The organism is Nocardiopsis sediminis (assembly GCF_042650565.1).
GTDB lineage: Bacteria > Actinomycetota > Actinomycetes > Streptosporangiales > Streptosporangiaceae > Nocardiopsis_B > Nocardiopsis_B sediminis.
The window spans coordinates 393,949-417,270 of record NZ_JBHSBH010000010.1; the positions used below are offsets into that span (position 1 = coordinate 393,949).

At 72.6% G+C, this 23,322-nt stretch carries 22 protein-coding genes; 13 read left to right on the forward strand and 9 right to left on the reverse strand.

Annotation, left to right across the window (positions count from 1 at the left end; genetic code table 11):
- Positions 1–26: 26 nt before the first annotated feature.
- Positions 27–866, reverse strand: a complete 840-nt coding sequence (locus ACFOVU_RS16760) for an alpha/beta fold hydrolase (protein WP_378534643.1) — start codon at positions 864–866, stop codon at positions 27–29.
- 167 nt (positions 867–1,033) lie between these two features.
- On the opposite strand from ACFOVU_RS16760, the gene ACFOVU_RS16765 reads away from it, so the two are divergent.
- Complete coding sequence (locus ACFOVU_RS16765; RefSeq protein ID WP_378534645.1) at positions 1,034–1,762, forward strand: tyrosine-protein phosphatase; 729 nt, start codon at positions 1,034–1,036, stop codon at positions 1,760–1,762.
- A 455-nt stretch (positions 1,763–2,217) separates the two neighbouring features.
- On the opposite strand, the gene ACFOVU_RS16770 is transcribed toward ACFOVU_RS16765, so the two are convergent.
- Positions 2,218–2,628 (reverse strand): RidA family protein, encoded by a 411-nt coding sequence (locus ACFOVU_RS16770; RefSeq protein ID WP_378534647.1) that lies wholly within the window; start codon positions 2,626–2,628, stop codon positions 2,218–2,220.
- Positions 2,629–2,709: 81 nt separating this feature from the next.
- Here ACFOVU_RS16770 and ACFOVU_RS16775 point away from each other — a divergent pair, with 81 nt between their 5' ends.
- The 4 genes from ACFOVU_RS16775 to ACFOVU_RS16790 all read left to right on the forward strand — a co-directional run bounded on the left by ACFOVU_RS16775 (position 2,710) and on the right by ACFOVU_RS16790 (position 6,489).
- On the forward strand, positions 2,710–3,363 hold the full coding sequence (locus ACFOVU_RS16775; protein ID WP_378534649.1) for a TetR/AcrR family transcriptional regulator: 654 nt from the start codon (positions 2,710–2,712) through the stop codon (positions 3,361–3,363).
- A gap of 83 nt (positions 3,364–3,446) precedes the next feature.
- On the forward strand, positions 3,447–4,109 hold the full coding sequence (locus ACFOVU_RS16780; protein ID WP_378534651.1) for a maleylpyruvate isomerase N-terminal domain-containing protein: 663 nt from the start codon (positions 3,447–3,449) through the stop codon (positions 4,107–4,109).
- A 164-nt stretch (positions 4,110–4,273) separates the two neighbouring features.
- Positions 4,274–5,182 carry a dihydrodipicolinate synthase family protein gene (locus ACFOVU_RS16785; RefSeq protein ID WP_378534653.1) on the forward strand — a complete coding sequence of 303 codons (909 nt, stop codon included), beginning with the start codon at positions 4,274–4,276 and terminating at the stop codon, positions 5,180–5,182.
- A 311-nt stretch (positions 5,183–5,493) separates the two neighbouring features.
- The gene (locus tag ACFOVU_RS16790; RefSeq protein WP_378534655.1) at positions 5,494–6,489 is read left to right on the forward strand and encodes an NAD(P)/FAD-dependent oxidoreductase; all 996 of its coding nucleotides are present in this window, start codon (positions 5,494–5,496) and stop codon (positions 6,487–6,489) included.
- Positions 6,490–6,699: 210 nt separating this feature from the next.
- On the opposite strand, the gene ACFOVU_RS16795 is transcribed toward ACFOVU_RS16790, so the two are convergent.
- Together ACFOVU_RS16795 and ACFOVU_RS16800 are read right to left on the reverse strand one after the other, a co-directional pair.
- Positions 6,700–6,987, reverse strand: coding sequence for a hypothetical protein (locus ACFOVU_RS16795; protein ID WP_378534657.1), 288 nt, complete (start codon positions 6,985–6,987; stop codon positions 6,700–6,702).
- A gap of 314 nt (positions 6,988–7,301) precedes the next feature.
- Positions 7,302–7,448: a hypothetical protein gene (locus ACFOVU_RS16800; RefSeq protein ID WP_378534658.1), complete on the reverse strand. Its 147-nt coding sequence runs from the start codon at positions 7,446–7,448 to the stop codon at positions 7,302–7,304.
- A gap of 313 nt (positions 7,449–7,761) precedes the next feature.
- On the opposite strand from ACFOVU_RS16800, the gene ACFOVU_RS16805 reads away from it, so the two are divergent.
- Both ACFOVU_RS16805 and mgtA read left to right on the forward strand, forming a co-directional pair.
- Positions 7,762–10,110, forward strand: a complete 2,349-nt coding sequence (locus ACFOVU_RS16805; protein ID WP_378534659.1) for a heavy metal translocating P-type ATPase — start codon at positions 7,762–7,764, stop codon at positions 10,108–10,110.
- Positions 10,107–12,815 carry a magnesium-translocating P-type ATPase gene (gene mgtA, locus ACFOVU_RS16810; RefSeq protein WP_378534660.1) on the forward strand — a complete coding sequence of 903 codons (2,709 nt, stop codon included), beginning with the start codon at positions 10,107–10,109 and terminating at the stop codon, positions 12,813–12,815. Before ACFOVU_RS16805 ends, mgtA begins: the two co-directional genes overlap by 4 nt.
- On the opposite strand, the gene ACFOVU_RS16815 is transcribed toward mgtA, so the two are convergent.
- On the reverse strand, positions 12,793–13,644 hold the full coding sequence (locus ACFOVU_RS16815; RefSeq protein WP_378534662.1) for a universal stress protein: 852 nt from the start codon (positions 13,642–13,644) through the stop codon (positions 12,793–12,795). The genes mgtA and ACFOVU_RS16815 overlap by 23 nt on opposite strands.
- Before the next feature lie 399 nt (positions 13,645–14,043).
- Between ACFOVU_RS16815 and ACFOVU_RS16820 the strand changes: the two genes are divergently transcribed.
- From ACFOVU_RS16820 to ACFOVU_RS16835, 4 genes are all read left to right on the forward strand, one after another.
- Positions 14,044–15,783, forward strand: coding sequence for a multicopper oxidase family protein (locus tag ACFOVU_RS16820; protein ID WP_378534664.1), 1,740 nt, complete (start codon positions 14,044–14,046; stop codon positions 15,781–15,783).
- Between the two features lie 269 nt (positions 15,784–16,052).
- Entirely contained in the window at positions 16,053–16,982 is a 930-nt protein-coding gene (locus ACFOVU_RS16825) for an Acg family FMN-binding oxidoreductase (RefSeq protein WP_378534666.1), read from the forward strand.
- A gap of 104 nt (positions 16,983–17,086) precedes the next feature.
- Positions 17,087–17,338: a hypothetical protein gene (locus ACFOVU_RS16830; protein WP_378534668.1), complete on the forward strand. Its 252-nt coding sequence runs from the start codon at positions 17,087–17,089 to the stop codon at positions 17,336–17,338.
- A 2-nt stretch (positions 17,339–17,340) separates the two neighbouring features.
- The gene (locus ACFOVU_RS16835; protein WP_378534670.1) at positions 17,341–17,751 is read left to right on the forward strand and encodes an NAD(P)-dependent oxidoreductase; all 411 of its coding nucleotides are present in this window, start codon (positions 17,341–17,343) and stop codon (positions 17,749–17,751) included.
- Between the two features lie 37 nt (positions 17,752–17,788).
- Here ACFOVU_RS16835 and ACFOVU_RS16840 read toward each other — a convergent pair whose 3' ends face one another.
- Positions 17,789–19,144 carry a glutamate decarboxylase gene (locus tag ACFOVU_RS16840; RefSeq protein ID WP_378534672.1) on the reverse strand — a complete coding sequence of 452 codons (1,356 nt, stop codon included), beginning with the start codon at positions 19,142–19,144 and terminating at the stop codon, positions 17,789–17,791.
- 178 nt (positions 19,145–19,322) lie between these two features.
- Positions 19,323–20,030 (reverse strand): B3/B4 domain-containing protein, encoded by a 708-nt coding sequence (locus ACFOVU_RS16845; RefSeq protein ID WP_378534674.1) that lies wholly within the window; start codon positions 20,028–20,030, stop codon positions 19,323–19,325.
- A gap of 209 nt (positions 20,031–20,239) precedes the next feature.
- Here ACFOVU_RS16845 and ACFOVU_RS16850 point away from each other — a divergent pair, with 209 nt between their 5' ends.
- Entirely contained in the window at positions 20,240–20,824 is a 585-nt protein-coding gene (locus tag ACFOVU_RS16850; RefSeq protein ID WP_378534676.1) for a helix-turn-helix domain-containing protein, read from the forward strand.
- Between the two features lie 92 nt (positions 20,825–20,916).
- On the opposite strand, the gene ACFOVU_RS16855 is transcribed toward ACFOVU_RS16850, so the two are convergent.
- Positions 20,917–21,669, reverse strand: a complete 753-nt coding sequence (locus ACFOVU_RS16855; RefSeq protein ID WP_378534917.1) for a TioE family transcriptional regulator — start codon at positions 21,667–21,669, stop codon at positions 20,917–20,919.
- Positions 21,670–21,728: 59 nt separating this feature from the next.
- On the opposite strand from ACFOVU_RS16855, the gene ACFOVU_RS16860 reads away from it, so the two are divergent.
- Positions 21,729–22,931, forward strand: coding sequence for an erythromycin esterase family protein (locus tag ACFOVU_RS16860; RefSeq protein WP_378534678.1), 1,203 nt, complete (start codon positions 21,729–21,731; stop codon positions 22,929–22,931).
- On the opposite strand, the gene ACFOVU_RS16865 is transcribed toward ACFOVU_RS16860, so the two are convergent.
- Entirely contained in the window at positions 22,909–23,289 is a 381-nt protein-coding gene (locus ACFOVU_RS16865; RefSeq protein WP_378534680.1) for an FAD-dependent oxidoreductase, read from the reverse strand. The two genes, ACFOVU_RS16860 and ACFOVU_RS16865, sit on opposite strands and share 23 nt — an antisense overlap.
- Between the last annotated feature and the right edge of the window lie 33 nt (positions 23,290–23,322).

Below are 23,322 nucleotides of genomic sequence, written 5' to 3' on the forward strand. Positions count from 1 at the left end.
CGTCGTGAACGGGCGGCGCCGGCGCCTCAGCCGCGCAGGAACGCCAGAAGCGCGTCGGCCTGGCCGAGGACTGCGTGCCCGACCCCGGGCAGCAGGTCCACCCGCGCGTGCGGGATGCACCGGTGTGCGCGCCGGGCGGTGTCGCGGGAGTCGAACATGGCGTCGCGCTCACCGGCGATGACCAGCACGGGCATGCCCAGGCGCGCCAGCGCGTCGTCGCCGAACACGGGCAGCCGTTCCGTGCGCGGCTTGAACTGGGAGAAGGTCAGCACCACGGTGTCCAGGGCGGGCCCGGCCCCGGGCGTGTCCAGGCCGGTGACGAACCGTGCGGAGCGGCGCAGCCCCCAGCGGCCGAAGGGGCGCAGCAGCAGGGCCGGCAGGATCCAGCCCGTCTTCTGCCGGCCGATGCCGCCGGGGCACAGCAGGGCCAGGCGGGTCACCCGCTGGGGCCGGCGCACGGCGTAGTCCAGTGCCAGCCAGCCGCCGAGGGAGGCGCCGACGATCGCGGTCTGCGCGAGCCCCAGCCCCTCCAGGACGTCGTCCAGCCACAGTGCGTGGGCGCCGGAGTCCAGGGCCGGGCGGGAGGGTGCGCTGTCGCCCGGTTCGCCGATGACGTCGACGGCGTAGGTGCGGAAGTGGTGCGCCCAGGTGGCGACGTCGTCGCGCCACATCGCCGTGTTGGCCCCCGAGCCGTGCAGGAGCAGCAGCGGCGGCGCCTCGGGCGGGCCGGAGACGACGACGAACGTCTCCCCTTCGCGGGTGGGCACGCGCACGTGCTCGGCGGGCATCGGCCAGGTCGCCAGCGCGCGATGGTAGCGCCGCCGGATCTGCTCGGCACCGGCCTCGGACTTGTAGATGGCGGTCATGTCACGGACATCCTCCTTCGGTGATCGAATGCGAAGATACCCTAACAGTCCCCATCTTTGGGAAGGAAAGGGAATTTTGAGGAACATCCGAAGGTGGGGGTGGCGGCGTGGGGCGGGCGCCGGACCCGCCGCCGCGGGCCGGTGCGGGCGGCCATAGGGTGGCCCGCGTGACCCGACACATCGCGTTCGAGCACCTGCACAACTTCCGGGACCTGGGCGGCTACCGGACCCTCGACGGCCGCACGGTGCGCTGGGGCCGGCTGTTCCGCTCCGACTCCCTGGCCAAGCTCCAGGGCGCCGACTGGGACCGCTTCCTCGCCCTGGGCATCGGCACCGTGATCGACCTGCGCCACCCCTGGGAGGTCGAGCGCAGCGGGCGCGTCCCCCACCACCCGGGGCTGGAGTACCACAACCTGAGCATCGAGTACCGGCCCTACGACCAGGCCGGGCTGGACCCCGACGTCGACCCCGCCCGGTTCCTGGCCGAGCGCTACGCCGAGGCCGCCCACGAGCGCGGCGCCGAGATCGGCCGCGTCCTGGAGGTCATCGCCGATGCCGCCGGCCCCGTGGCGTTCCACTGCCACTCCGGCAAGGACCGCACCGGGGTCATCGCCATGCTGGTGCTGACCCTGGCGGGGGTGGGGGCCGACGACGTCGCCGCCGACTACGCGCTGACCGGGCGGGCCACCGAGCGCCTGGTCGCCGAATGGCGCGCGAGCTACCCCCACCTGACCCTCACGTGGCCCGCCTACGGCACCGCCCCGGCCGAGACCATGCAGCGGTTCACCGCCGAGCTGACCGCACGCTACGGGTCGGTGCACGCCTACGCCGCCGGCCACCTCGGCGCCGGCGGCGACCTGGCCGACCGGCTGCGGGAACGGCTCCTGCACCCCTGAGCCGATCACCGGCCTCCGCCGGGTTCACCCTTCTCGATCATCGTCGTCACGGAGAGTTCCGGCGCTGAAGCAGGGTCCCGGCGATCGCGGTGGCGGCGTCGTTGATCAACCGGGCTGAGTCGCTGCGCGGTGGAGGTGGGCGGCGTCGAACAGCGCCCAGCCGTCGAGTTCTTCGATGGCGGTGCTTGCGGGGTTGCATCCGCGTCGGACGGCTTCGTCGAGCAAGGCCCTGACGGTGCCGGGCTCGTGGAGGTTCAGGCTTCTCCCGTCTCCGGTTCCGACCGACCCGGACGCCCCTGGATAGCCATAGGGGACGAACCGGTCGGAGCCGTGCCGGAACCGGAGACGCAGGCCGCCGCGGCCTGCGTGGATCCCGCTATCGGGGTCTGGCCACGACCGGTCTCCAGCATCGGCTCACCGGTGCCGCGAACAACCTCGCCCGCATCGATGCCGGTTCAGCCGATGACGGCGGTGGCCTCGACCTCCACCAGCAGGCCGGGCTCGGCCAGGGCGGCGACGCCGATGCCGGTGAGCGGCGCCGCGGGGGCGGTGATGCCCAGCTTCGCGGCGGCCCGGCCGACGCCGTCGACGAACAGCGGCATCTTGTCGGGGGTCCAGTCGACGAGGTACACGGTCAGCTTCACCACGTCGTCGAAGGTGGCGCCGGCTTCGGCCAGGGCGGCGGCGACGTTGAGGTAGCACTGCTCGACCTGGGCGGTGAAGTCGCCCTCGCCGACCTTGCGCCCCTCGGCGTCGAGGGCGACCTGGCCGGCCATGAAGACCAGCTTCGATCCGGTGGCGACCGACACCTGCCGGTAGAGGTCGACCTCCGGCAGGGCTGCGGGGTTCGCCAGGGTGATGGCCATGCTGATTCCTCCGTCATCGATGGACACGGGATCGTGGGAACACTGAAACTATAGCAATGCAATGCTATGTATTCTGGGCCCATGGCGAGGACGAAGGACCCCGCGGTGCGCACCATGCTCATCGAGCGCGCCGCGCACATGCTCCGCATCCGCGAGCCCATCACCCTGCGCTCGCTGGTGGCCGGGACCGGCATGTCGACGATGGCCGTCTACACCCACTTCGGCGGCATGGACGGCATGTGGAAGGCGCTGCGCCAGGAGGGCTTCACCCGCCTGGCCGGCCGGTTCGCGGCGCTGACGGCGACCACGGACCCGGTGCGCGACCTGGCCGCCCTGGTCGCCGCCTACCTCGGCAACGCCCTGGACCACCCCGACCTCTACCGGGTGATGTTCGACGCGACCTTCGAGCTCGAAGACCTCAAAGCCGCCGACGCCACCCTGGAGCACCTGGTCCAGGCCGCCCGGCGGGCCCGCGACACCGGGCGCTTCCACCCCGGCACCGACCCGCTGGAGCTGGCGATCCAGAGCTGGGCCATCGGCCACGGCCTGGTCTCGCTGGTCGCCACCGGCCCCCTGCCGCCCCAGACGCTCGACCACGGCGCCCCGATGCTGACCGCGCTCTACATCAGCGTGGGCGACGAGGCCGCCCGATGCCGCACCTCGGTCGAACAGGGCTGGAAGCAGCCCCTGCCACCCGCCACCGGGCCCGGCGCCGGACACGGGGCCACGGGCTGAGGACGGCGCGCCGCGGAGCCGATGACACGGCACCGGCCCCCAATTCGCTTGTCGGGCCCGCGGCCCCGCACTAGCGTGCCGATGTGGACCACTTCTCACTCGCCTGGAGCGCGCTGCGCGCCGCGGTCGCCGACCTCGCCGACACCGACTTTCAGCGGCCCTCCGGCTGCACGGGCTGGCTCGTGCGGGACCTGGTGTGCCACCTGGTCATCGACGCCCAGGACGTCCTGATCACCCTCGCCACCCCCGCCCCCGCCGGCGCCGGGCCCACCGTCGACGCGGCCACCTACTGGAAGGCCGGGGACCAGCCCCCCACCGGCGAGGACCCCCTCGACGCGCTGACCGTCCGGCTGGCCGCCGCCTACCAGGACCCGGGCCTGCTCACCTTCCACCTCGACGACGTCGGCTCCGCCGCCGGGCGCGCCGCCGTACTGGCCGACCCCGGCGCCCTGGTCATCACCCAGGACGAGGTTCTCACCGTGGGCGACTACCTCACCGCCTACGTCCTGGAGTGGACGCTGCACCACCTCGACCTGATCGCGTACCTGACCGGCGCGGCCGGCCCGCCCGCCGAGACCCTGGCGCGCTCGCGCGCTCTCCTGGAGACGATCGCCGGCGCCGCGTTCCCGGCCTCCTTCACCGACACCGACGCCCTGCTGGTCGGCACCGGCCGCCGTGCACCGACCACCGCCGAACAGGCCGGTCTGGGTGCGCTGGCCGCGCGGCTGCCGCTGATCCTGGGCTGAGGCGCGGCTGCCGCGCACCGGGGCGTCTCACGGCCCGAGGTTTTCGTTCTAATGCAAAATATCCTATGTTCTAGGTCATAGGATGCCGGTCCCCGTGCGCGTGGGGGTCCGAGGCTCGACCGCGTCCTCCCGCCGACCTTCCGACGCACACCAGGGAGCCGTCCATGTTCACCGGCCTCAACGCCTTCCCCCTGACTCCGCTCGACGAGGACCGCATCGACGAGCACGCGTTCGCCGGGTTGGTGGAGCGGCTCGCCACGGCGGGCGTCGACGCGATCACCGCACTGGGCTCGACCGGGTCCTACGCCTATCTCACCCGGGATGAGCGCGCCCGGGTGGCGCGCCTGGCCGTCGAGGGCGCCGGCGGTGTACCGGTCGTGGTCGGCGTGGGCGCGCTGCGCACCGCACACGTCCTCGAACTCGTCGAGGATGCGCAGAGCGCCGGCGCGTCGGGGGTGCTGCTCGCGCCGGTCTCCTACCAGGCGCTCACACCCGACGACGTGCACGGGCTGTTCGAGGACGTGACGCGGGAGCTGTCGGTGCCGCTTGCGGTCTACGACAACCCCGGCACGACGCACTTCGCCTTCACCGACGACCTCTACCAGGCGATCGCCGCGCTGCCCCACGTCGCCTCGATCAAGATCCCCGGTGTGCCCGGGGAACCCGACGCCGCAGCCCGCCGCGTCGCGCACCTGCGCACCATCCTGCCCGCGCATGTCACGATCGGTGTTTCGGGAGACGCGTTCGCCGCGACCGGATTGAACGCCGGATGCGACGCCTGGTACTCGGTGATCGGCGGCACCCTGCCGGCCCCGGCCCTGGCGCTGACCCGCGCCGCCCGGTCCGGGGACGCGGCCCGTGCCCGGGAGGTCTCCGCGCGCCTGCAACCGCTGTGGGAGCTGTTCGGCGCCCACGGCAGCCTGCGGGTGACCGCGGCGATCGCCGAGCACCTGGGCCTGGTCGCGCCGCACAGCCTGCCGCTGCCGATCCGCGGCCTCGGCGAAGGTGACCGCGCCGATGTCGCGCGCGCCTGCGAGCTGCTGGACCTGGGGGCGGGCAATGGGCAATGGTGAAAGCCCGTGGCCTGGCCGCCGGTGGCGACCAGCTGGGCGAGCTTCCCGCCGCGGGCGCCGCCCCGGAGCAGGCCGCCGGTGCCCGGTCAGCCGGCGAGCACCTGACAAGCCCCGCAACCTTCCGCGCGTCCTCCAGCTCGTGGCCGGCCCGGTGGTGGAGCAGGTACGGAGTGCCGATCCGGGCGAAGCGCTCGGCTGCGGCGGGCTCCTGCGGACGGGCGGCCCGGTGTCCGCCGTCCAAATCTCGTTTACGGGCGGAAGCTGTGGACGTTAAGGTCGCGAACGTGTTGAGCCCACCGGTGAGTAGGGACGTGGTCGTCGTCGGCGCCGGCATTGTCGGCGCATCGGTGGCCTATCACGCCGCCCGGGCGGGTGCCGAAGTGACGTTGGTCGACGCCGGGCGGCCAGGCGCCGGCGTGACGGCGGACTCGTTCGCCTGGGTCGGCGCGTCTGGCGTGCGGATGGGTCCGGCCGCCGGGCTGCGGGCCACCGCGGCGGCGGAGTACCACCGGCTCAGGGCCGAATTGCCGGGGCTCCCGGTGACCTGGTCCGGCTCGCTGAGCTGGAACGGGCAGGACAGTGCGCCGGACGCCGGGCCCGGGCAGACGATTGTGGACGCGGCCACCGTGGCGGCGCTCGAGCCGGCCCTCCGGCGGCCTCCGGAGTGGGCTGTCTGGGCTCCGGGGGACGGCGCTGTCGACTCGGTGGGCGTGACCGAGCGGCTGGTCGCGGGCGCTCGCACCCATGGAGCGCGGGTACATCTGGACACGCCGGTTACCGCGGTCAGCCGGGACGCGGCGGGCCGGATCTCCGGGGTGGAGACGACAGCAGGACCCCTCGCCGGTGCGACGGTGGTGCTGGCGGCCGGAGTTGCCACGGCCGCGCTGGGCGGGCAGCTCGGCGTGCGCGTCCCGGTCGAACCATCGCCGTGCCCGCTGTTCCGGTTCCGTGCCCCGGCCGGTCTGGTCCGCACCGTGGTCAACACCGAGGACTTCGATCTTCGGCAGGTCGCCGCGGACCAGCTGATCGCCGCAGCGGACTCGCCCGAACGGACCCTTGCCGCCGTCCGGTCCACCTTCCATGGCGCCGGGAGCGTCGAGCTGCTCAGTACCCGGCTCGGAGTGCGCCCGATGCCGGCCGACGGTGAGCCGATCGTCGGCCCGGTCGCCGAGGTCCCCGGCCTCTACTTGGCGGTGATGCACTCGGCGGTCACGCTCGCGGCGGCCGTGGGCCGCCTGGTCGCGCGGGAGGTGGTCGACGGAAGCGTTGAGTCGGCTCTGTCGGGTTGCCGCCCGGATCGCTTCTAACCATCCGGATGTGGTGGGCGACTCTCGAGAACAGCGACTTTCTGGCTCAGCCCGGCCTTCACAAGCGCTGACGGCTTCTACGAAGCAGCGCATGCCTTCTCCGGGGCGGTCCGGAAGATGCCGCTCGGGTGAATGCGGAAGGCCCGGCGCGACATCGATGCGCCCGGCCGCTCACTACCTACCCGGAGGCGGAGCGGTCGGGACGGTCATTCACGTGCTGGCCAGGGTCACGTCGGGGGGTAGGTGCGAGGACATCTCGGCCGACCCGCCGGAGCCGCCGGAGAATCCGAACGGCGGCCCCGTCTCAACGCCGGCGCCGGCGTCGTCGGCATCTGCCTCGGGGAGGTCGACCTCGAACGCGAACGCGAGCATGCGCACGCCGTCCGGGACGTTGCCGGGGGCCAGGCCGCGAACCTCCTCCGGGGTCAGCCTGTCCAGGATGAGGATGTCTTCGGGACCGGTCGTGGTGGTGACGCGGAGCGTGCGTAGGCGCGGCATGGGGGGCTCCAGGGGGTAGTGCGCCCGGCAGGTGGGCGTCACCTGGTGGTGGGTGGTGCGAGGCGACCAACGTCATGGTCGCGCAGGTTCCACCGTTTCCGAAACCATATTTTCCAGCGGTCGCACGATGGTGGCGCCCACCGAGAGATCGGCACGCGCCGAACACGCGCGGCGAGCGCCCTGCCACCCGGCCGTCGGCTTCGGGGGTTGAGACCGGCCGGAGTCAGTGCTCGAGGGATCCGCCGTCTCCGCGATTCCCGGATGATCGGCCGCTGTGCGAATTTCAGCCCCCGGACCGCCTGGTCCTCTCATCGTCAGATGAGCGCGGTGCCGCGGAAGTAGGCGTTGGTCGCCCCGCCGACCCAGACGGTGCCCTCGGGGGCGGCGATGATCGTGACCTCGACCGCCCGGCCCAAGCGGGCGGCGCCGACGATGCTCCGCCCGGGCCGTGAGGTACTCACCGCCGAGTACAAGATCAACCTGATCACCCGCGACGGTTCACCCCCGCCGGCCCGGGTAGAAGCCGCCCCGCACGGACAGCCCGCGGCCCCAGCGCCGCCGCAGTGCGGTCGGGCCCGGCCGAGCGGAAGGGGGATCGTCCATGTCCGGTGGTCACATCCCCACCGGTCGCGACGGTGACGGCACCACGGGCGCGACGGCGGCGAAGCGGTCCCCGCGTGCGCCTCAGCGGCAGGCGAGCGCCGGGGACCACACCCGCACGCCGAGGTTCCCCCTCGGCCGGCTGAATCCGGGACGCCCCCGCTCATCATGGGATTGACGACGCACGCCCCCGCCTTCCCCATCCCGCCGTGGGCGAGCGCGCGCGTCCTCGGCGCCGGCCTGAGCGTCGCCGGACTCGGCCTCGGCGCCGTCCTGCGCCTGTCGGTGGGCCCGCCCGCCGGCGACATCGCGTGGCTGTGCACCACCGTGGTGGGTGCGGGGCCTGCGCTGTGGTGGGTCCTCCAGGGGCTGTGGCACAGACAGTACGGTTCCGACGCCATCGCGCTCCTGGCGCTCGTCGGCACCATCGTGGTCCACGAATACCTCGCCGGCGCGATCATCTCGGTGATGCTGCTCGGCGGGCGGCTGCTGGAGGAGCGCGCGTCGCGCCGGGCACGGGCCGACCTCGGTGCGCTGCTCGCCCGCTCCCCCAAGGTCGCCCACCGCCGCTCGGACGGATCGCTGGAGACCGTCGCCGCCGAGGACGTGGCCATCGGCGACCGGCTGGTCGTGCGCACCGGCGAGATCGTCCCGGTCGACGGCCGCGTGGACGAAGGGACCGCCAGCCTGGACGAGTCGGCGGTCACGGGCGAACCGCTGCCGGTCGCCGCGCACGTGGGCGATGACGTGCGCAGCGGCGTGGTCAACCTCGGCGCGCCGTTCTCGCTCAGGGCCACCGCCACAGCAGGCGACAGCACCTACGCGGGCATCATCCGGCTGGTGCGCGAGGCCGAGTCCCAAAGCGCCCCGTTCGTCCGCCTGGCCGACCGCTACGCCACGGTGTTCCTGCCCGTCACCGTGGTGGTCGCCGCAGCCGCCTGGGCGCTCTCGCACGACCTGGTCCGCGCGGTCGCGGTGCTGGTCGTGGCGACCCCCTGCCCCCTGATCCTCGCCGCGCCCATCGCCTTCACCGCCGGGATGTCGCGCTGCGCGCGCCGGGGCGTGATCGTGCGCAACGGCGACGCCCTGGAGCGCCTGGCGCGCGCACGGGTCCTGCTCTTCGACAAGACGGGGACCGTGACGGCGGGCCGTCCGCGGCTCTTTCGCTCCGTCTCCGCCGACGACGCCCTCGCGGAGGCCGAGGTGCTGGGCTACGCCGCCTCACTGGACCAGATGTCGGACCACGTGCTGGCCGCGTCGGTCGTCGCCGCGGCACGCGATCGCGGGCTGGCGCTGGAGATGCCGGCCGATGTCCGCGAGGAAGGCGGCCGGGGGGTCGAGGGCACGGTCGCCGGGCGCCTGGTCCGGATCGGCAAGGCACAGTGGGTGGCCCGTCGTCCCCCTTCCACGTGGGTGGAGGCGGTCCAGTCCGAAGCCCGGCGCTCGCAGGCGCTCACGGTCTTCGTGGGCGTGGATGAACGGCTCGTGGGCGTGCTGCTGCTCCGCGACCCGCTGCGGGACGACGCTCCGCGCACGTTCCGCCTCCTGCGGCGCAGCGGTATGGAGCGCATGGTGATGATCACCGGAGACCGGCGCAGCACCGCACTGGTCATGGCGGCGTATGTGGGCGTGGGGGCGGAGGACGTCATGGCCGACCGCTCGCCCCAGGACAAGCTCGCTGTCGTGGCCGCGGAGAGCGAATCGTCGCCGACGATGATGGTCGGCGACGGCATCAACGACGCCCCCGCGCTGGCGCGCGCGGGTGTGGGCGTCGCCCTGGGCGCCCGGGGGGCATCGGCGGCGTCGGAGTCGGCGGATGTCGTCATCGCCGTCGACCGCCTCGACAGAGTCGCCGAAGCGCGCAGCATCGCCCAGCGCACCCGCAGGCTGGCCGCCCAAAGCGCCCTGGCCGGGATCGGCCTGTCGGTGCTCGCCATGGCGGTGGCCGCCGCGGGCCAACTGGCGCCCACCGCGGGAGCACTCCTCCAGGAGGTCATCGACCTCACCGTCATCGTCAACGCGCTTCGCGCGCTGTTCGCCCCCGGTCACCGGGCCCGGCTCCAGGGGGACACCGCCGAACTGGCACGGGGCCTTGACGAGGACCACCGCCGGCTGTGGCCGCGCATCGACGAACTCCCCCATGCGGCCGATCGCATACGCAACGCCCCCCGGGCCGCTCTCGTCGCCGCGCTCGACGATCTGGAGGCGTTCTGCGATGAGCTCGTCCGCCACGAGACCGCCGATGAGCGCCGGCTCTACCCGGCCGTCGACCGTGCTCTGCGCTGCACGAGCGCCACGGAGATCATGAGCCGGGCCCACGCGGAGATCCTGGCGACGGTGCGCCGCACCCAGGAGGCCGTCGGCGAACTGAGGGCCGACGCCTCTGCCGGCGCCCGCGATTCGGCCTCCTACCTGCTCGTTGAACTCCATGCGCTGCTCAGGCTGCATTTCGTGCAAGAGGAGGAGAGCTTCCACGTTCTCGCCGGCGATGGGCCCGCCTCATCGGGCCGCGCAGGACGGTGAGGCGAGGGCGGGCCCTGTCCGGCCCGGGCGCCGACGCGCGGGGTGAAGGTCGCCCGCGAATCCCGGGCATCAAGGAGGCCGCCCGCCAACCCGCACATGACGTGCTGCGCCGGCTCGGCGTCGTCGTGGCCGACGGGCTGGAGGCCCCTGAGGCCGAGCGGCGCCGGTCGGTCTACGGCCCCAACACGGTCGCCTCGCACCGGGCGCGGCTCCTGCCCGTCCTCTGGCACCAGCTGCGCTCCCCCTTGCTCGCGCTGCTGCTGGTCAGCGCGGTGGTCTCCTACTTCGTCGGGGAACAGGGCAGCGCTGTGATCATCATCGTGATCCTGGCGCTGTCGGTCGGCCTCGGGTTCGCCAACGAGTACCGGGCGGAGCGGGCGGCCCAAGCCCTGCACGCGCAGATCAGGCACTGGGCCGCGGCCGTGCGGGGAGGGCGGGCGCAGACGGTCGACGTGACCGCGCTCGTACCGGGGGACGTGGTCGAACTCCGCCTCGGCGATGTCGTCCCCGCCGACATCCGGCTGCTCACGGTCACCGGCCTGGAATGCGACGAGTCCGTGCTGACCGGAGAGTCGCTTCCGGTCGCCAAGGGCACCGATCCGGTCGGCCGGGACGCCGGGCTCGCCGACCTGTCGTGCTGCGCACTCATGGGAACCATCGTCCACGCCGGAACCGCCACGGGGGTCGTCGTGGCCACCGGCGCCCGGACCGAGTTCGGCGCCATCGCGGCGGGGCTGGACACCCACCAGCTCGACACCGAGTTCTCCAGCGGCCTGCGCCGCTTCTCCCTGCTGCTGGTCTATGTCGCCGGCTGCCTCACCACCGGGATCTTCGCCGCCAACATCATCCTGCACAAGCCCATCGTCGACGCGCTGTTGTTCTCCCTGGCGATCGCGGTCGGCATCACCCCGCAGCTGCTGCCAGCGGTCGTCTCCACCAGCCTGGCCGCCGGGTCGCGGCGCATGCGCAGGCGACGCGTCCTGGTCAAGCGGCTGTCCTGCATTGAAGACCTCGGCAACGTCGACACCCTGTTCACCGACAAGACCGGCACGTTGACCGAGGGGCGCATCGACTACCTGCGGTCGGTACCCGCCCAGGGCCGCGACGGCTCCGCCGTGCTGCGCTGGGGCCTGCTGTGCACCGAGGACGCGGCCCCCGATGCGGGCCCCGCGGTCGGCAACCCCCTCGACCAGGCGCTGTGGGCCAGTGACGGGGCGGCCGCCGAGCGGGACGCGGCCGGCGGGTTCGCCACCGTCGCCGTCCTCCCCTTCGACCATGAGCGCCGCCTGATGTCCGCCCTGGTGCGCACCCCGGAGGGCGAGCCCGTCCTGGTGACCAAAGGCGCTCCGGAGGCGGTCATCGCACGCTGCGACACCGTGTCCCCCGCCGAGCACGCCGCCTTGGACGCCGAATTCGCCGCCGGGAACCGGGTGGTCGCCGTGGCGACCCGTCCCGCCCCCGGCCTGAGTACACCGACCCCCGCTGACGAGCAGGGGCTGATGCTGCTGGGCCTGCTGGTGTTCGCCGACCCGCCCAAGGACGGGGTCGCAGAGGCGCTGCGCACCCTCGACGGCCTCGGCGTCGAGGTCAAGGTCGTCACCGGGGACAACGCCACGGTCGCCGAGAAGGTCTGCCGCGACCTGCACCTGCGCGGCGGCACGACGCCCCTGACAGGATCCGACGTCGACGCCCTGGACGACGCCGCCCTCACCGACGCCATCGCACGCACCATCGTGTTCGCGCGGATGAGCCCCGAGCACAAGGCGCGCGTCGTGCGCCTGCGGCACCGCAGCGGCGGCGGGGTCGCCTTCCTCGGCGACGGCGTCAACGACGCGCTCGCCCTCCACGCCGCCGATGTCGGCATCTCCGTGGACTCGGCCACCGACGTCACCAAGGACGCCGCCGACGTGATCCTCATGGAAAAGGACCTCGCCGTGCTCGCCGACGGGTTCACCGAGGGACGGCGCATCTTCGCCAACACCATCAAGTACATCCTGATGGGCACGTCCAGCAACTTCGGCAACATGTTCTCCGCCGCCGGCGCCTCCCTCTTCCTGCCGTTCCTGCCGATGCTGCCCTCGCAGATCCTGCTCAACAACCTGCTCTACGACACCGGCCAGCTCGCCATCCCCACCGACCGCGTCGACGCCGAGCAGCTGCGCAGGCCCTCGCACTGGGACATCGGCTTCATCCGGCGCTTCATGATCTGCTTCGGTCCCCTCAGCTCGGTCTTCGACGTCCTCACCTTCGTGCTCATGCTGGGGGTGTTCCACACGGCGGCCGAACAGTTCCACTCCGGCTGGTTCATCGAGTCCCTGGCGACCCAGACCCTGGTGATCTTCGCGATCCGCACCCGGCGCATCCCCTTCCTCCGCAGCCTGCCCAGCGTGGCGCTGGCGCTGGCGTCCCTGGGCGTCGTGGCGGCCGGCGCCGTCCTCCTGGCCCCGCCCCTGGCCCGCGTGCTCGGCTTCCAGCCGCTGCCGGGAGCGTTCTTCGCCGCGCTCATCGCCCTGGTAGTGGGCTATTTGGCCCTGGTCGAGGCCGGCAAGGTGCTCTTCTACCGCGCCGCGCGCAACGCGCCGAGCCCGCGGCCGCGCCCCTACAGCCGGCACCGCCACATCCGCCGCCGCGCGTCCCGCTTCAGCACAGCGACCCGGATCCCCCGCCGCCGGGCTGAACGCATCACGCGGAGTGGACGACCATGATCGGGACACGCGCGTGGTGCAGGAGTCCGTGTGCCGTCCCTCCCAATGCCAGATGGGTGAACCCCTGCCGTCCTCGCGCGCCGATCACCAGCAGGCGCGCTTCGGTGCCGGCCTCGAGTAGGCACGCCACAGGGTGTCCCTCCACCGCCTCCGTCAGGTAGGCGACGTCCTCGGCCCTCTCGGCCAGTGGTGCGATATCGCGTTCCAGCCGCCGCGACTCCGAGCCGAGGACCGCCGCCTCATCCAGCGAGGACCGGCGCTCCGGAGTCTCCGCCCAAGGGGCCGGCCAGACGCGGACCGCCCGTACGGTCGACCCGGTGAGCCGGGCGTAATCGAAGGCGACGGCCGCCGCATGCCGTGCGGGCTCAGAGCCGTCCATGCCCACGACGATGTCGGCGTCGTCGGGCCGGAGCGGCTCCGGCCCGACGACGGCAGCGGGAACAGGGGCGTGCACGGCGACCTGGTAGGCGACGGAGCCGATTCTCAGTGCGGCGAATCCGCCGCGTCCGCGCAGGCCGACCGCGACCATCGAAGCGGATGCGGCGCGGCGGAGCAGCTCCGGGGCCGGGGAGCCCTCCACGGTGCTCAGACCGAGCTCGACCTCGGGGTACTCGCCTCGGATGCCTTGGGCCGCTTGCCGCAGATCGGCCTCGGCCAGCGCACGGACGGCGTCCTGCGCGTGGGCGTACACCGCGTCGGCTCCGTAGGGGTCACAGGCCGCGATCAGTTCGACGCGCCAGTTCCGCCGTGACGCTTCGGCCGCCGCCCACTCGGCGGCGCGCACTGCGGTCTCGGATCCGTCCACACCGACGATGATCGACTGTGCCATGGCTTCCTCCCCCTCTCGATGATCCTCGCTCCCGCGCTTCACCGGCTGCGGGCCGAGGTCCCCGTCGGAGGGCCGTAGGTCCCCCGCCCTCGGCCGTCGGTGGGCACCGAGCGGCATCTCGGGTCCACGTCACTCCATCCCTTCGCTCGCATGAGGAGAGATTCCTATGAATCCGACACGAACAGTTTTTCCATCGAATACCTTCAGCGAGAGGCGACCGGATCCGGAATCAAATGCGTATAGTTTTTTGCGCGGGAATTTAAATTCCCTGCCAAGAGGAAATTCGGAGTCAAAATGGCGCAAGATAGCATCAATGTCGCGGATATTCCAAAATACGTGTCTCCCTTGGTCATCCCACCGGCGATGCCCGGCGACAGAGGATCCCGCGACCATGCGCGCATGGTGTACACGATTGGGGCCCGGCAGTTCCAGCAGCAGATCCTGCCCGAGGGCCTGCCTGCGACGACCGTGTGGGGATACGGGTCGGCCGGACGGCCCGAGACCTTCCACTACCCCGGCTACACGATCGAGGCCCGCTACGGCGAACCGGTCACCGTCCGGTGGGCCAACCAGCTGGTGGACGGGGCCCGCCGCTACCTGCCGCACCTGGTGGCCGTGGACCCGACCCTGCACTGGGCCAACCCTCCCGGCGGAGTGCGCGGACGCGATTCCCGCCCGGACTTCACCTCCACCCCCGGCCCCTACACCGGTCCCGTCCCCCTGGTGACCCACCTGCACGGCGGGCGCACGAGCCAGGAGAGCGACGGCTACCCCGAAGCCTGGTACCTCCCCAATGCCACCGACATCCCCCAGGGGTACGCGACGACCGGGTCGTTCTACGACCGGTACAAGGACGAGTTCGAGGCCCGGTGGCAGATCCCGTGGACCCCCGGCACCGCGGTCTTCCGCTACGACAACCGCCAGCGGGCCACGACGCTGTGGTACCACGACCACGCGCTCGGCCTCACCGGGCCCAACGTCTATGCGGGGCTCGCCGGGTTCTACCTCCTGCGCGGCGGCCCCGCGGACCTGCCCCCGGGCACGCTGCCGGGGCCCGCACCCGGCGCCGGCGACGGCGGGGGGCCGTACTTCGAGATCCCCCTGGTCATCCAGGATCGGACCTTCCGCACCGACGGCGGGCTCGCCTACCCCGCCGGCCGCGCGGAGTTCGACGGCTTCACCGGCCCCTACATCCCCGACAGCGACATCCCGCCGATCTGGACCCCGGAGTCCTTCGGGACCGCGATGGTGTCCAACGGCAGGACCTGGCCGGCCCTCGCCGCCCAGCCGCGCCGGTACCGGCTGCGGATCCTCAACGGATGCGGCACCCGCACCCTGATCCTCAAGATCACCTCCGACCCTCTGGCACCGCGGCCGGCCGCACCCGCGCTGCCCTTCTGGCAGATCGGCAACGAAGGCGGGTTCCTGCCGGCCCCGCACGAGACCGGCCGGCTCCTGCTCGCCCCCGCCGAGCGCGCCGACGTCATCGCCGACTTCACCGGGGTTCCCGCCGGTACCGCCCTGTACCTGATCAATGAGGGCCCCGATGCGCCGTTCCAGGGCGGAACCCCCGGCACCGACTTCCCCGCCGCCGATCCGGCGACGACCGGCCAGGTCATGAAGTTCGAGATCGCAGAGTTGTCCGCCCCCGACACGAGCACTCCCCCGGACCGCCTCGAACTCCCGCCGGCCGAGGGGCTGGTGCCGGCGATCCGCTCCCGCCGGCTGTCCCTCAACGAAGAACCCTCCGCGGTCCTGCCCGGCGTGAGCCCGGCCCGGCTCGCGCTCGGCGGTATCGACGCCCAGGGGCGCCCCGTGCCCCGGATGTGGGGGGATCCCGTCACCGAGACACCCCGCTACGGCGACACCGAGGTGTGGGAGTTCCACAATTTCACGGTCGACGCCCACCCCATCCACCTGCACGCGGTCCACTTCGAAGTCGTCGGACGCCAGCCGTTCGGAGGCACCCCCACGGGCCCGGAGCCCGGCGAGGCGGGGTTCAAGGACACCGTGATCGCCTACCCCGACATGACCACGACGGTGAAGGCGACCTTCGATGTGAAAGGCCGGTTCGTCTGGCACTGCCACATGCTCGGCCACGAGGACAACGAGATGATGCGCCCCTACACCATCCGCTGAGGAGCCGGCCGGATCGGCCGGTGGGCACCGCCAGGGCTCCATCCTGCGCCACTCGCACCGGCCGGGTCCGGGGCGTTGCCGGACTCGACGGCGCCTGGGCGCCCACACAGGACCTCGGTACCTGCGGCCACCGCCGTCCGCCCCTGGCGGGCGCATCCGCGTTCCGGTGTTACTGGAGGGTGAGGGGCGGAGCATGCCGCCTCGCCCGAAAGGTACTGGGCCGCGGACGTGCCCCGGCCCTGCCGGCACCGGAAGGGGGCAGGCCGACCATGGCTCGACCCGAGGACGCGTCCACGACGACGGAGCTGCTCCACGATGCGAAACGCGCCGGCGAGCGCGCCCCATCCGTCCACAACACACGCCCCTGGGTCGTCAGCAGTGGCGACGGTGCCATCACGATCAGCGGCGACGTGGACCGGGCACTCTCCGTGGCCGATCCCAGCGCCCGCGAACTCATCATCAGCTGCGGCGCCGCCCTGTACAACATCCGCGTCGCCTTCCGTGCCCACGGCCTTCTCCCGGACGTCGCCGAGCTCCCCGACCCGGACCGCCCCGGCCTGCTGGCCGAGGTGACCCCGGCGGCAACAGCGGAACCGAGCGAGGTCGAACAGGCCCTGTACGAGGCGATCGACCGGCGTCGGACCCACCGCGGCCCGTTCGAAGCCGATCTCGACGATTCCCTGCTGGACGACCTCGGCGCCGCCGCGGCAGCGGAATCGGCCGCGCTGCGGACGGTCACCGATGACAGGCTCATCCACTCCCTCGCGGGACTGGTAACCGCAGCCGAGTACCTGCACCGTTACGACAGCGAAGCCGCCGAGGAGCTCAGCCACTGGGTACGCTCCCCGGACGGCCGTCGGCCGGGCGGGATCCGCGCCGAGGACGTCCCCGCGACATCGGCGGACGAAGAACGACTCTTCCCTGGCCGGGACTACCGCGCGGACATCGCGGGACGCCTCGACACCCACGGGACCGCAACGGGGACCGTCGCCATCCTCGAAACCCAGGCCGACACGCGGAGAAGCCGCCTCGATGCCGGACAGGCACTCGAGCGGGTACTACTCACGGCCACTTCCCGGGGGGCGGGTGCCGCATTCCACACCCAGCCTTTGGAAGAGCCGGGCCTGCGCTCCATCATCGCCGAACGGTTCTGCGACGGCGCACATCCGCAGATGATCATGCGGTTGGGACGGTTGTGACCCCCTCCCTGCGTGCCACCCGCGGTCGGGAGGCCGGTCTCCGATCCACGTTGAGGGATCAGCGCCCCACGGTCCGGTTTCCCCCTGTGAAGGGAGTGAGCACCATGCGGATATCGGTCTTCGAAGTCGAAGAGTGGGAGAGGACGGCCTTCGAGCAGATGAGCGGTGAGCACGAGATCCGGTTCGATGACAGGCCCCTGGGTCCCGAGACGGCGGCCGCGCACCTCGACGCCGACGTCGTCTCCACGTTCATCCGCTCTCGCGCCGACGCTGATGTACTGGGAGGCTTCACCCGGCTCGGACTCAGGTCGACTACGTCGACCTGCCGGCACTGCTCGGCGGCTCCGACGTTGTGAGCGTGCACATCCCCGGCGGCGCGGGCAACCGCCATCTCCTGTCCGCGGAGCAGCTCGCGCTCATGCGCCCCGGAACCGTCCTGATCAACACCTCGCGCGGTGAGGTCGTGGACTCCCGGGCTCTCGTCGAAGCCCTCGCCGAGGGCACCGTCGCCGCGGCCGGACTGGACGTCCTGGAAGCCGAGCCCAAGGTGCGCGAAGAGGCGGAACTGCTGCGTTCGGCCTTCACGCACGACCGCGACCAGGACGCCATCCTCGCCGACCAGATCCTGCTGCGGATACACAACGTCGTGGTCACGCCGCACAACGCCTTCAACACCTGCGAAGCCGTCGGCAGGATCCTCGATGTCACGCGCGCCAACATCGAGGCGTACGCGGCCGGCCGGTGCGAGAACACAGTGCGAGTACGGTGAACCACCGCGCCGACCGAAAGCTCGGGCGCTGCGCCGGTCAGTGGTGGAACCCCGCGCGAGCGGCGTCGTCGCCCGGTCCTGAGGTGAGCTCGCGCAGGCACGACGTCAGGTCGGCGAAGAGGAGGTCCGCCGTGTCCGCGCTGATGCCGCGCCGGATGAGGATCCGCTGGACGACGGTCGACTCGCGCGCGGGCGGCAGAGGATAGGCGGGGACCTGCCAGCCGCGCATCCGCAACCGGTCGGCCAGGTCGAACAGCGTGAAGCCCGCATCGGCGCCGGTCAGCTCATAACAGATCGCGGGCAGCCCGTCCCGGCCGTCGTAGAGGAGCGAGAACGGCCCCAAGCCGGCGATCCGCTCGCCGAGCCGCACGGCGGTGTCCCGGCACCGCTGCTGGATCTCGTGGTAGCCCTCGCGGCCCAGGCGCACGAAGTTGTAGTACTGGGCGATGACCTCACCGCCGGGGCGGCTGAAGTTCAGCGCGAAGGTCGGCATGTCGCCGCCGAGGTAGCTCACCCGGAACACCAGCTCCTCGGGCAGGTGGTGGTCCGATCGCCACACCACCCAGCCCACTCCGAGCGGGGCCAGCCCGTACTTGTGCCCGGATGCGTTGACCGACACCACGCGCGGGAGCCGGAAGTCCCATTCGAGCTCCGGCCGCAGGAAGGGCGCGACGAACCCGCCGCTGGCCGCGTCGACGTGGATCGGGATGTCGAGCCCGGTGTCGCGCCCGATGGCGTCCAGTTCCCGGGACAGGGCCGCCACGGGTTCGTATTCGCAGGTGAAGGTGGTGCCGAGGATCGCGACCACGCCGATGGTGTTGGCATCGACATGGTCTCGCAGCTGGTGGGGGCGCAGCCCGCCGGCGCCGTCCTCCAGCGGCACTTGGCGCAGTTCGACGTCGAAGTAGCGGGCGAACTTCTCCCAGCAGACCTGCACCGGCCCGCAGACCAGATTCGGGCGGCCGTCCCCGTTCGCGCCCCGGCTCTGGCGCCAGCGCCACTTCAGGGCCAGGCCGGCGAGCATCGCCGCCTCGCTCGAACCGGTGGTCGAGCAGCCGATCGTGCTGCGGGAGTCGGGGGCGTTCCACAGGTCGGCGAGGATGTGCACGCAACGCGACTCGATCTCGGCGGTCTGCGGGTACTCGTCCTTGTCGACCATGTTCTTGCCGAGGCTCTCGGCCATCAGCCGGTGGATCTGGTCGTCGGCCCACGTGGTGCAGAACGTGGCGAGGTTCTGCGCGGCGTTCCCGTCGAGCGCGAGCTCATCGTGCACCAGCTGGTAGGCGACGCGCGGGTCCGACGCGCCGGAGGGCATCCGGTACTTGGGCAGCGGGGCGCCGCTCAGCGGCGACGCGTAGATGTCACCGAATCGGTCGGTCCGGTGCAGCGCCATACGGGCCTCCGTGACCTGGGCGACCTTCACACCTGCCCAGGACGCTACCGCGTGCTCTGCTCGGGAAGAGGGGTGCACGGGGTGGGCTTGCCCGAATCCATAACCGTTCCTGCCCTTGCCGCTGCCGGACGGCGCGGACGGAGCGGACGAGAGAAGGGTGGCGGACCCTCGGCGGGTCTCAGACGGTGGCCCGGGGCTGTGCCGGGCTGAGGTAGGACACCGCGGTCTGTTCGGTGTGCGCGGCGAGCAGGTCGCGGAGGTCCCGGGCGGCGGTCTCGAGGAGGCCGGCGTCGCGCTCGGCCTGGACGGTCTCGAGGATGAAGACGACGCGGGTGGAGTCCTCGGTGACGCGGGTGCGGTGGGCGTCGCGGTGGTTCCAGTGGCGGGTCAGCACACCGGCGGCATCGGCGTAGACGACCTCGCCCGGCTTGGGGTGCTCGACGGTGCCGGGTTCGCCGAGTGGGGTGAAGGACTCGGCGCCGTCCGCGTGGCGGATCACGACGTCGCCGGTGACCTGGCCGAGGTCGAAGGCCCCGGCGGGCAGGCCGTGGCGGACGGAGACGGCGTTGTAGGCGTCGACGGCCGGGTTGATGCGCGGCAGGCTCCCCTTCTTGGCGAGGCGGCGGCCGAGCGCGTCGACGCTGGGGCGGATGCGGCGGGGGTTGGTGCCGAAGGCGCGGTAGGCCGTGTGCCAGGACGCGATGCGCGGGTCGGTCTCGTCCGTGGGGTGCCAGGTGCCCTCGGCGACCCGGTGCTCCAGGTCCTTCACCGTGTCGGCGGTACGGGGCCAGGGCTCACGGCCGCGCAGGCCGGCGGCGGTGACCAGGGCGATGAGCGTGCCGGGGAAGGCGTCGGCGACGGCGAGGGCGAGGTGGACGGCGGGCATGGGCGGGCTTCCGTTCCGTGCGGGCGAAGGGCGGCGAGTAAGGGCGGGGAGGCGGGGCGCCCCAGTGGAGGGCGGTGGCGACGGAGCCACCACGGCCGATCCCCTACGATCAGTGCAACGACCAAATGGTACAACAGAACGACCATGCCGGTCGATCGACCGACCGGTCCCTGCATGCGAACGCTCCGGCAACGAAGAAGGTGAGCGGGATGGGCGAGACGGCCGCGGCCCTGCGCACGGTCGCGCACAACGTCCGGGCCGCCCGCGTCCGCGCAGGGCTGTCGCTGGAGGAGCTCGGCCGGCGCGCCCAGGTCAGCAAGGGCGCCCTGGTGGGCCTGGAGAAAGCCCAGGGCAACCCCAACCTGGCCACCCTGGTCCGGCTGGCCGACACCCTGGGCGTCTCGGTCTCGGCCCTCATGCAAGGGCCGCCCGAAGGCCGCGTCCGCGTCGTGGCCGCCGACGCCGTGGCCCCGCTGTGGACCGGGGAGCACGGCGGCGAGGCCCGGCTCATGCTGACGACCTCGGGCCCCGCCCCCGTCGAGGTGTGGCGCTGGCGGCTGGAGCCGGGCGAGGAGTACCCCAGCCACCCCCACCAGGCCGGGGTCGTGGAGACCGTCAGCGTCACCGAAGGCCGCATGACCCTGGTCGTCGACGGCGTCGAGCACACCGTCGACGCCGGGCAGACCGCCACGTTCGACGGCGACGCCCCGCACGCCTACCGGTGCGCCGGCAGCGCGACGTGCAGCCTGATCATGACCGTCCAGCTGCCGCCCGGCCCCGCCTCAACGACCTGACCCGCGGCGCGCCCATCGAACCTGCGGGCGGGCGCGCACACCGCTCCGCCCCGCACCGCCCTACGTGCCGCGCCGGGCCATCGCCCAACGCCTCATCCGCGCTCGCGCAGGTAGGCCTCCAGCTCGGCGGCCCCGGTCAGCATCGCCCGCGCGCGGGCCGACAGCCGGCCGCGCCAGTCGCGCAGGGCGGCCTCCAGCGGCTCCAGACCGCCGGCCGCCCGCACCTGGTCGATCAGCGGGGCGATCTGCTCCAGCAGGTAGCCGCCCCGCCGGAGCTGGTGGGCCAGCCGGGCGTCGCGGACGGCGGCCTCGTCATAGACGCGGTAGCCGGTCACCGGGTCGCGGCGCGGCCGCACCAACCCGGCGCGCTCCCATTTGCGCAGCGTCGCGGGGCGGATCCCGAGCCTGCCCGCCAGCGGCCCGATGAACAGGCCACCAGGGCCCGGCGCCGCGGCCGGCGCGTCGGCCCCCGAACCGGATGCCGACGCCGCCGTGGTCTCCAGGTCGCGCAGGGCGCGCTCCACGGCCTGGAGGGTCCGCCGGTCGTCGAGGAGCTGGGCATGGCTCTCGTCGACGAGCCGGAACGCATCGTCGGCCGCACCCTCGTTCACGGCCCGCATGATCGCCGCCGCCGTCTGGTGGCCGTGGCCGGGCACCAGGGCGACGAACGCACCCAGGGCCGCCGCGTGCAGCGGGGTGTAGGTGCGGTAGCCGTGGGCGGTGCGGTCGGCCGCCGGGAGGATGCCGGCCTCCTCGTAGTTGCGGACCGCCTGCGTGGACAGACCGTGCCCCCGTGCCAGGTCGACCGGCCGGAGCCGATCCGCGCTTTTAAGGTTTCGCCCCATCATTCCCGCCAATCGCGCGCCCAAGTTTCCACCGATAGTTCAACGATACCGTTGAAGCCATGGTCACAGGTATCGAGGACACCGCACACACCGTCGACGCCTCCGCCGTCATGGAGCCGCTGTCGCGGCGGCCGCGGCTGCTCGCCCTGGGCGAGCCCACCCACGGCGAGGACATCCTGCTCGAGGTGCGCAACGACCTCTTCCGGCAGCTCGTCGAGCAGGAGGGCTACCGGTCGATCGCCATCGAGAGCGACTGCATCATGGGGCTGGCCGTAGACGACTACGTCACCTCGGGCACGGGCACGCTCGACGAAGTCATAGAGCGCGGATTCAGCCATGGGTTCGGCGCATCCGCGGCCAACCGCGAACTCGTGCGCTGGATGCGCGCCTACAACGAGGACCGGCCCGCCGACGAGCGGCTCCGCTTCGCCGGGTTCGACGGCCCGCTGGAGATCACCGGCGCCGCGAGCCCCCGCCACGCCCTCACCGAACTCCACGGCTACCTCGCCGACCGAGTGGACGCCGCCCTGCTCCCCTGCACCTCCGAAACGCTCGACCGCCTGCTCGGCGCCGACGACCAATGGACCGAGCCCGCCGCGATGATGGACCCGTCCCGGTCGGTGGGGCGCTCGGCCGAGGCCGGCGAGCTGCGGCTGCTCGCCGAGGACCTGGTGGCGCTGCTGGACGAGCAGGCGCCGCACCTGATCGCGGCCACCTCGCGTCAGGAGTGGGACCGGGCGCGCCTGTACGGGCGCACCGCCACCGGCCTGCTGCGCTACCACTTCTGGATGGCCGAGACCGCACCGTCCCGTATGGCCCGGATGCTGGGCGTGCGCGACGCGATGATGGCGCGCAACCTCCTGGCCCTCGCCGAGCAGGGTCCGGCACTGGTGCACGCCCACAACGCCCACCTCCAGCGGGACAAGAGCACGATGCAGATGTGGGAGGGCCGGGTGGAGTGGTGGAGCGCCGGCGCGCTCGTCGACGCCCACCTGGGCGCGGGCTACGCCTTCGTGGCCACGGCCCTCGGCACGATCCGGCACCACGGGGTGGACACCCCGCCCCCGGACACCGTCGAAGGACTCCTCCACGCGCTCCCCCAGGACCGCTACGTCGTCGACCCCCGCCGCCTGTCGGCTGTCCTCGCCGATACGCCGCCCGCCCGCCGGGTGTCGCCCTACTACGGCTACGCCCCGCTGGACCCGGCCCACCTGCCCCGCATCGACGGCTTGGTCTTCATCAAGGACGCCCCGCAGGGCTGACCGCCGAACGGCCATCCCAAGGGGGCGTCGCCGCATGCACCAGCTCGGCCACGTCCTGGCCCACGAACGTCGCGCCGACGAGCACGCCGCGGCCCTCGTCGACGACGATCATCGTGTCGTCCACGGTCACTCCCGCCGCCGGGTCGAGGCCGACCGCCTCCAGACCGAGCTCGCCGGTGTTCGGGCGGCGTCCGGTGGACACCAGCAGCGCCTCCGCGGCGAACGCGGTGCCGTCGTCCAGGACGACCGAGGCGATCCCGTCGGCGCCGCGGACCACCCGCACCGGCGTGACGCCCAAGCGCACGTCCACGCCCTGCCCGGCCAGGGCGGCGGAGAGGCCGGATTCGACGATCGCCACGCGCACCCGCGCCGGGCCGCGTGGTCGGCGACG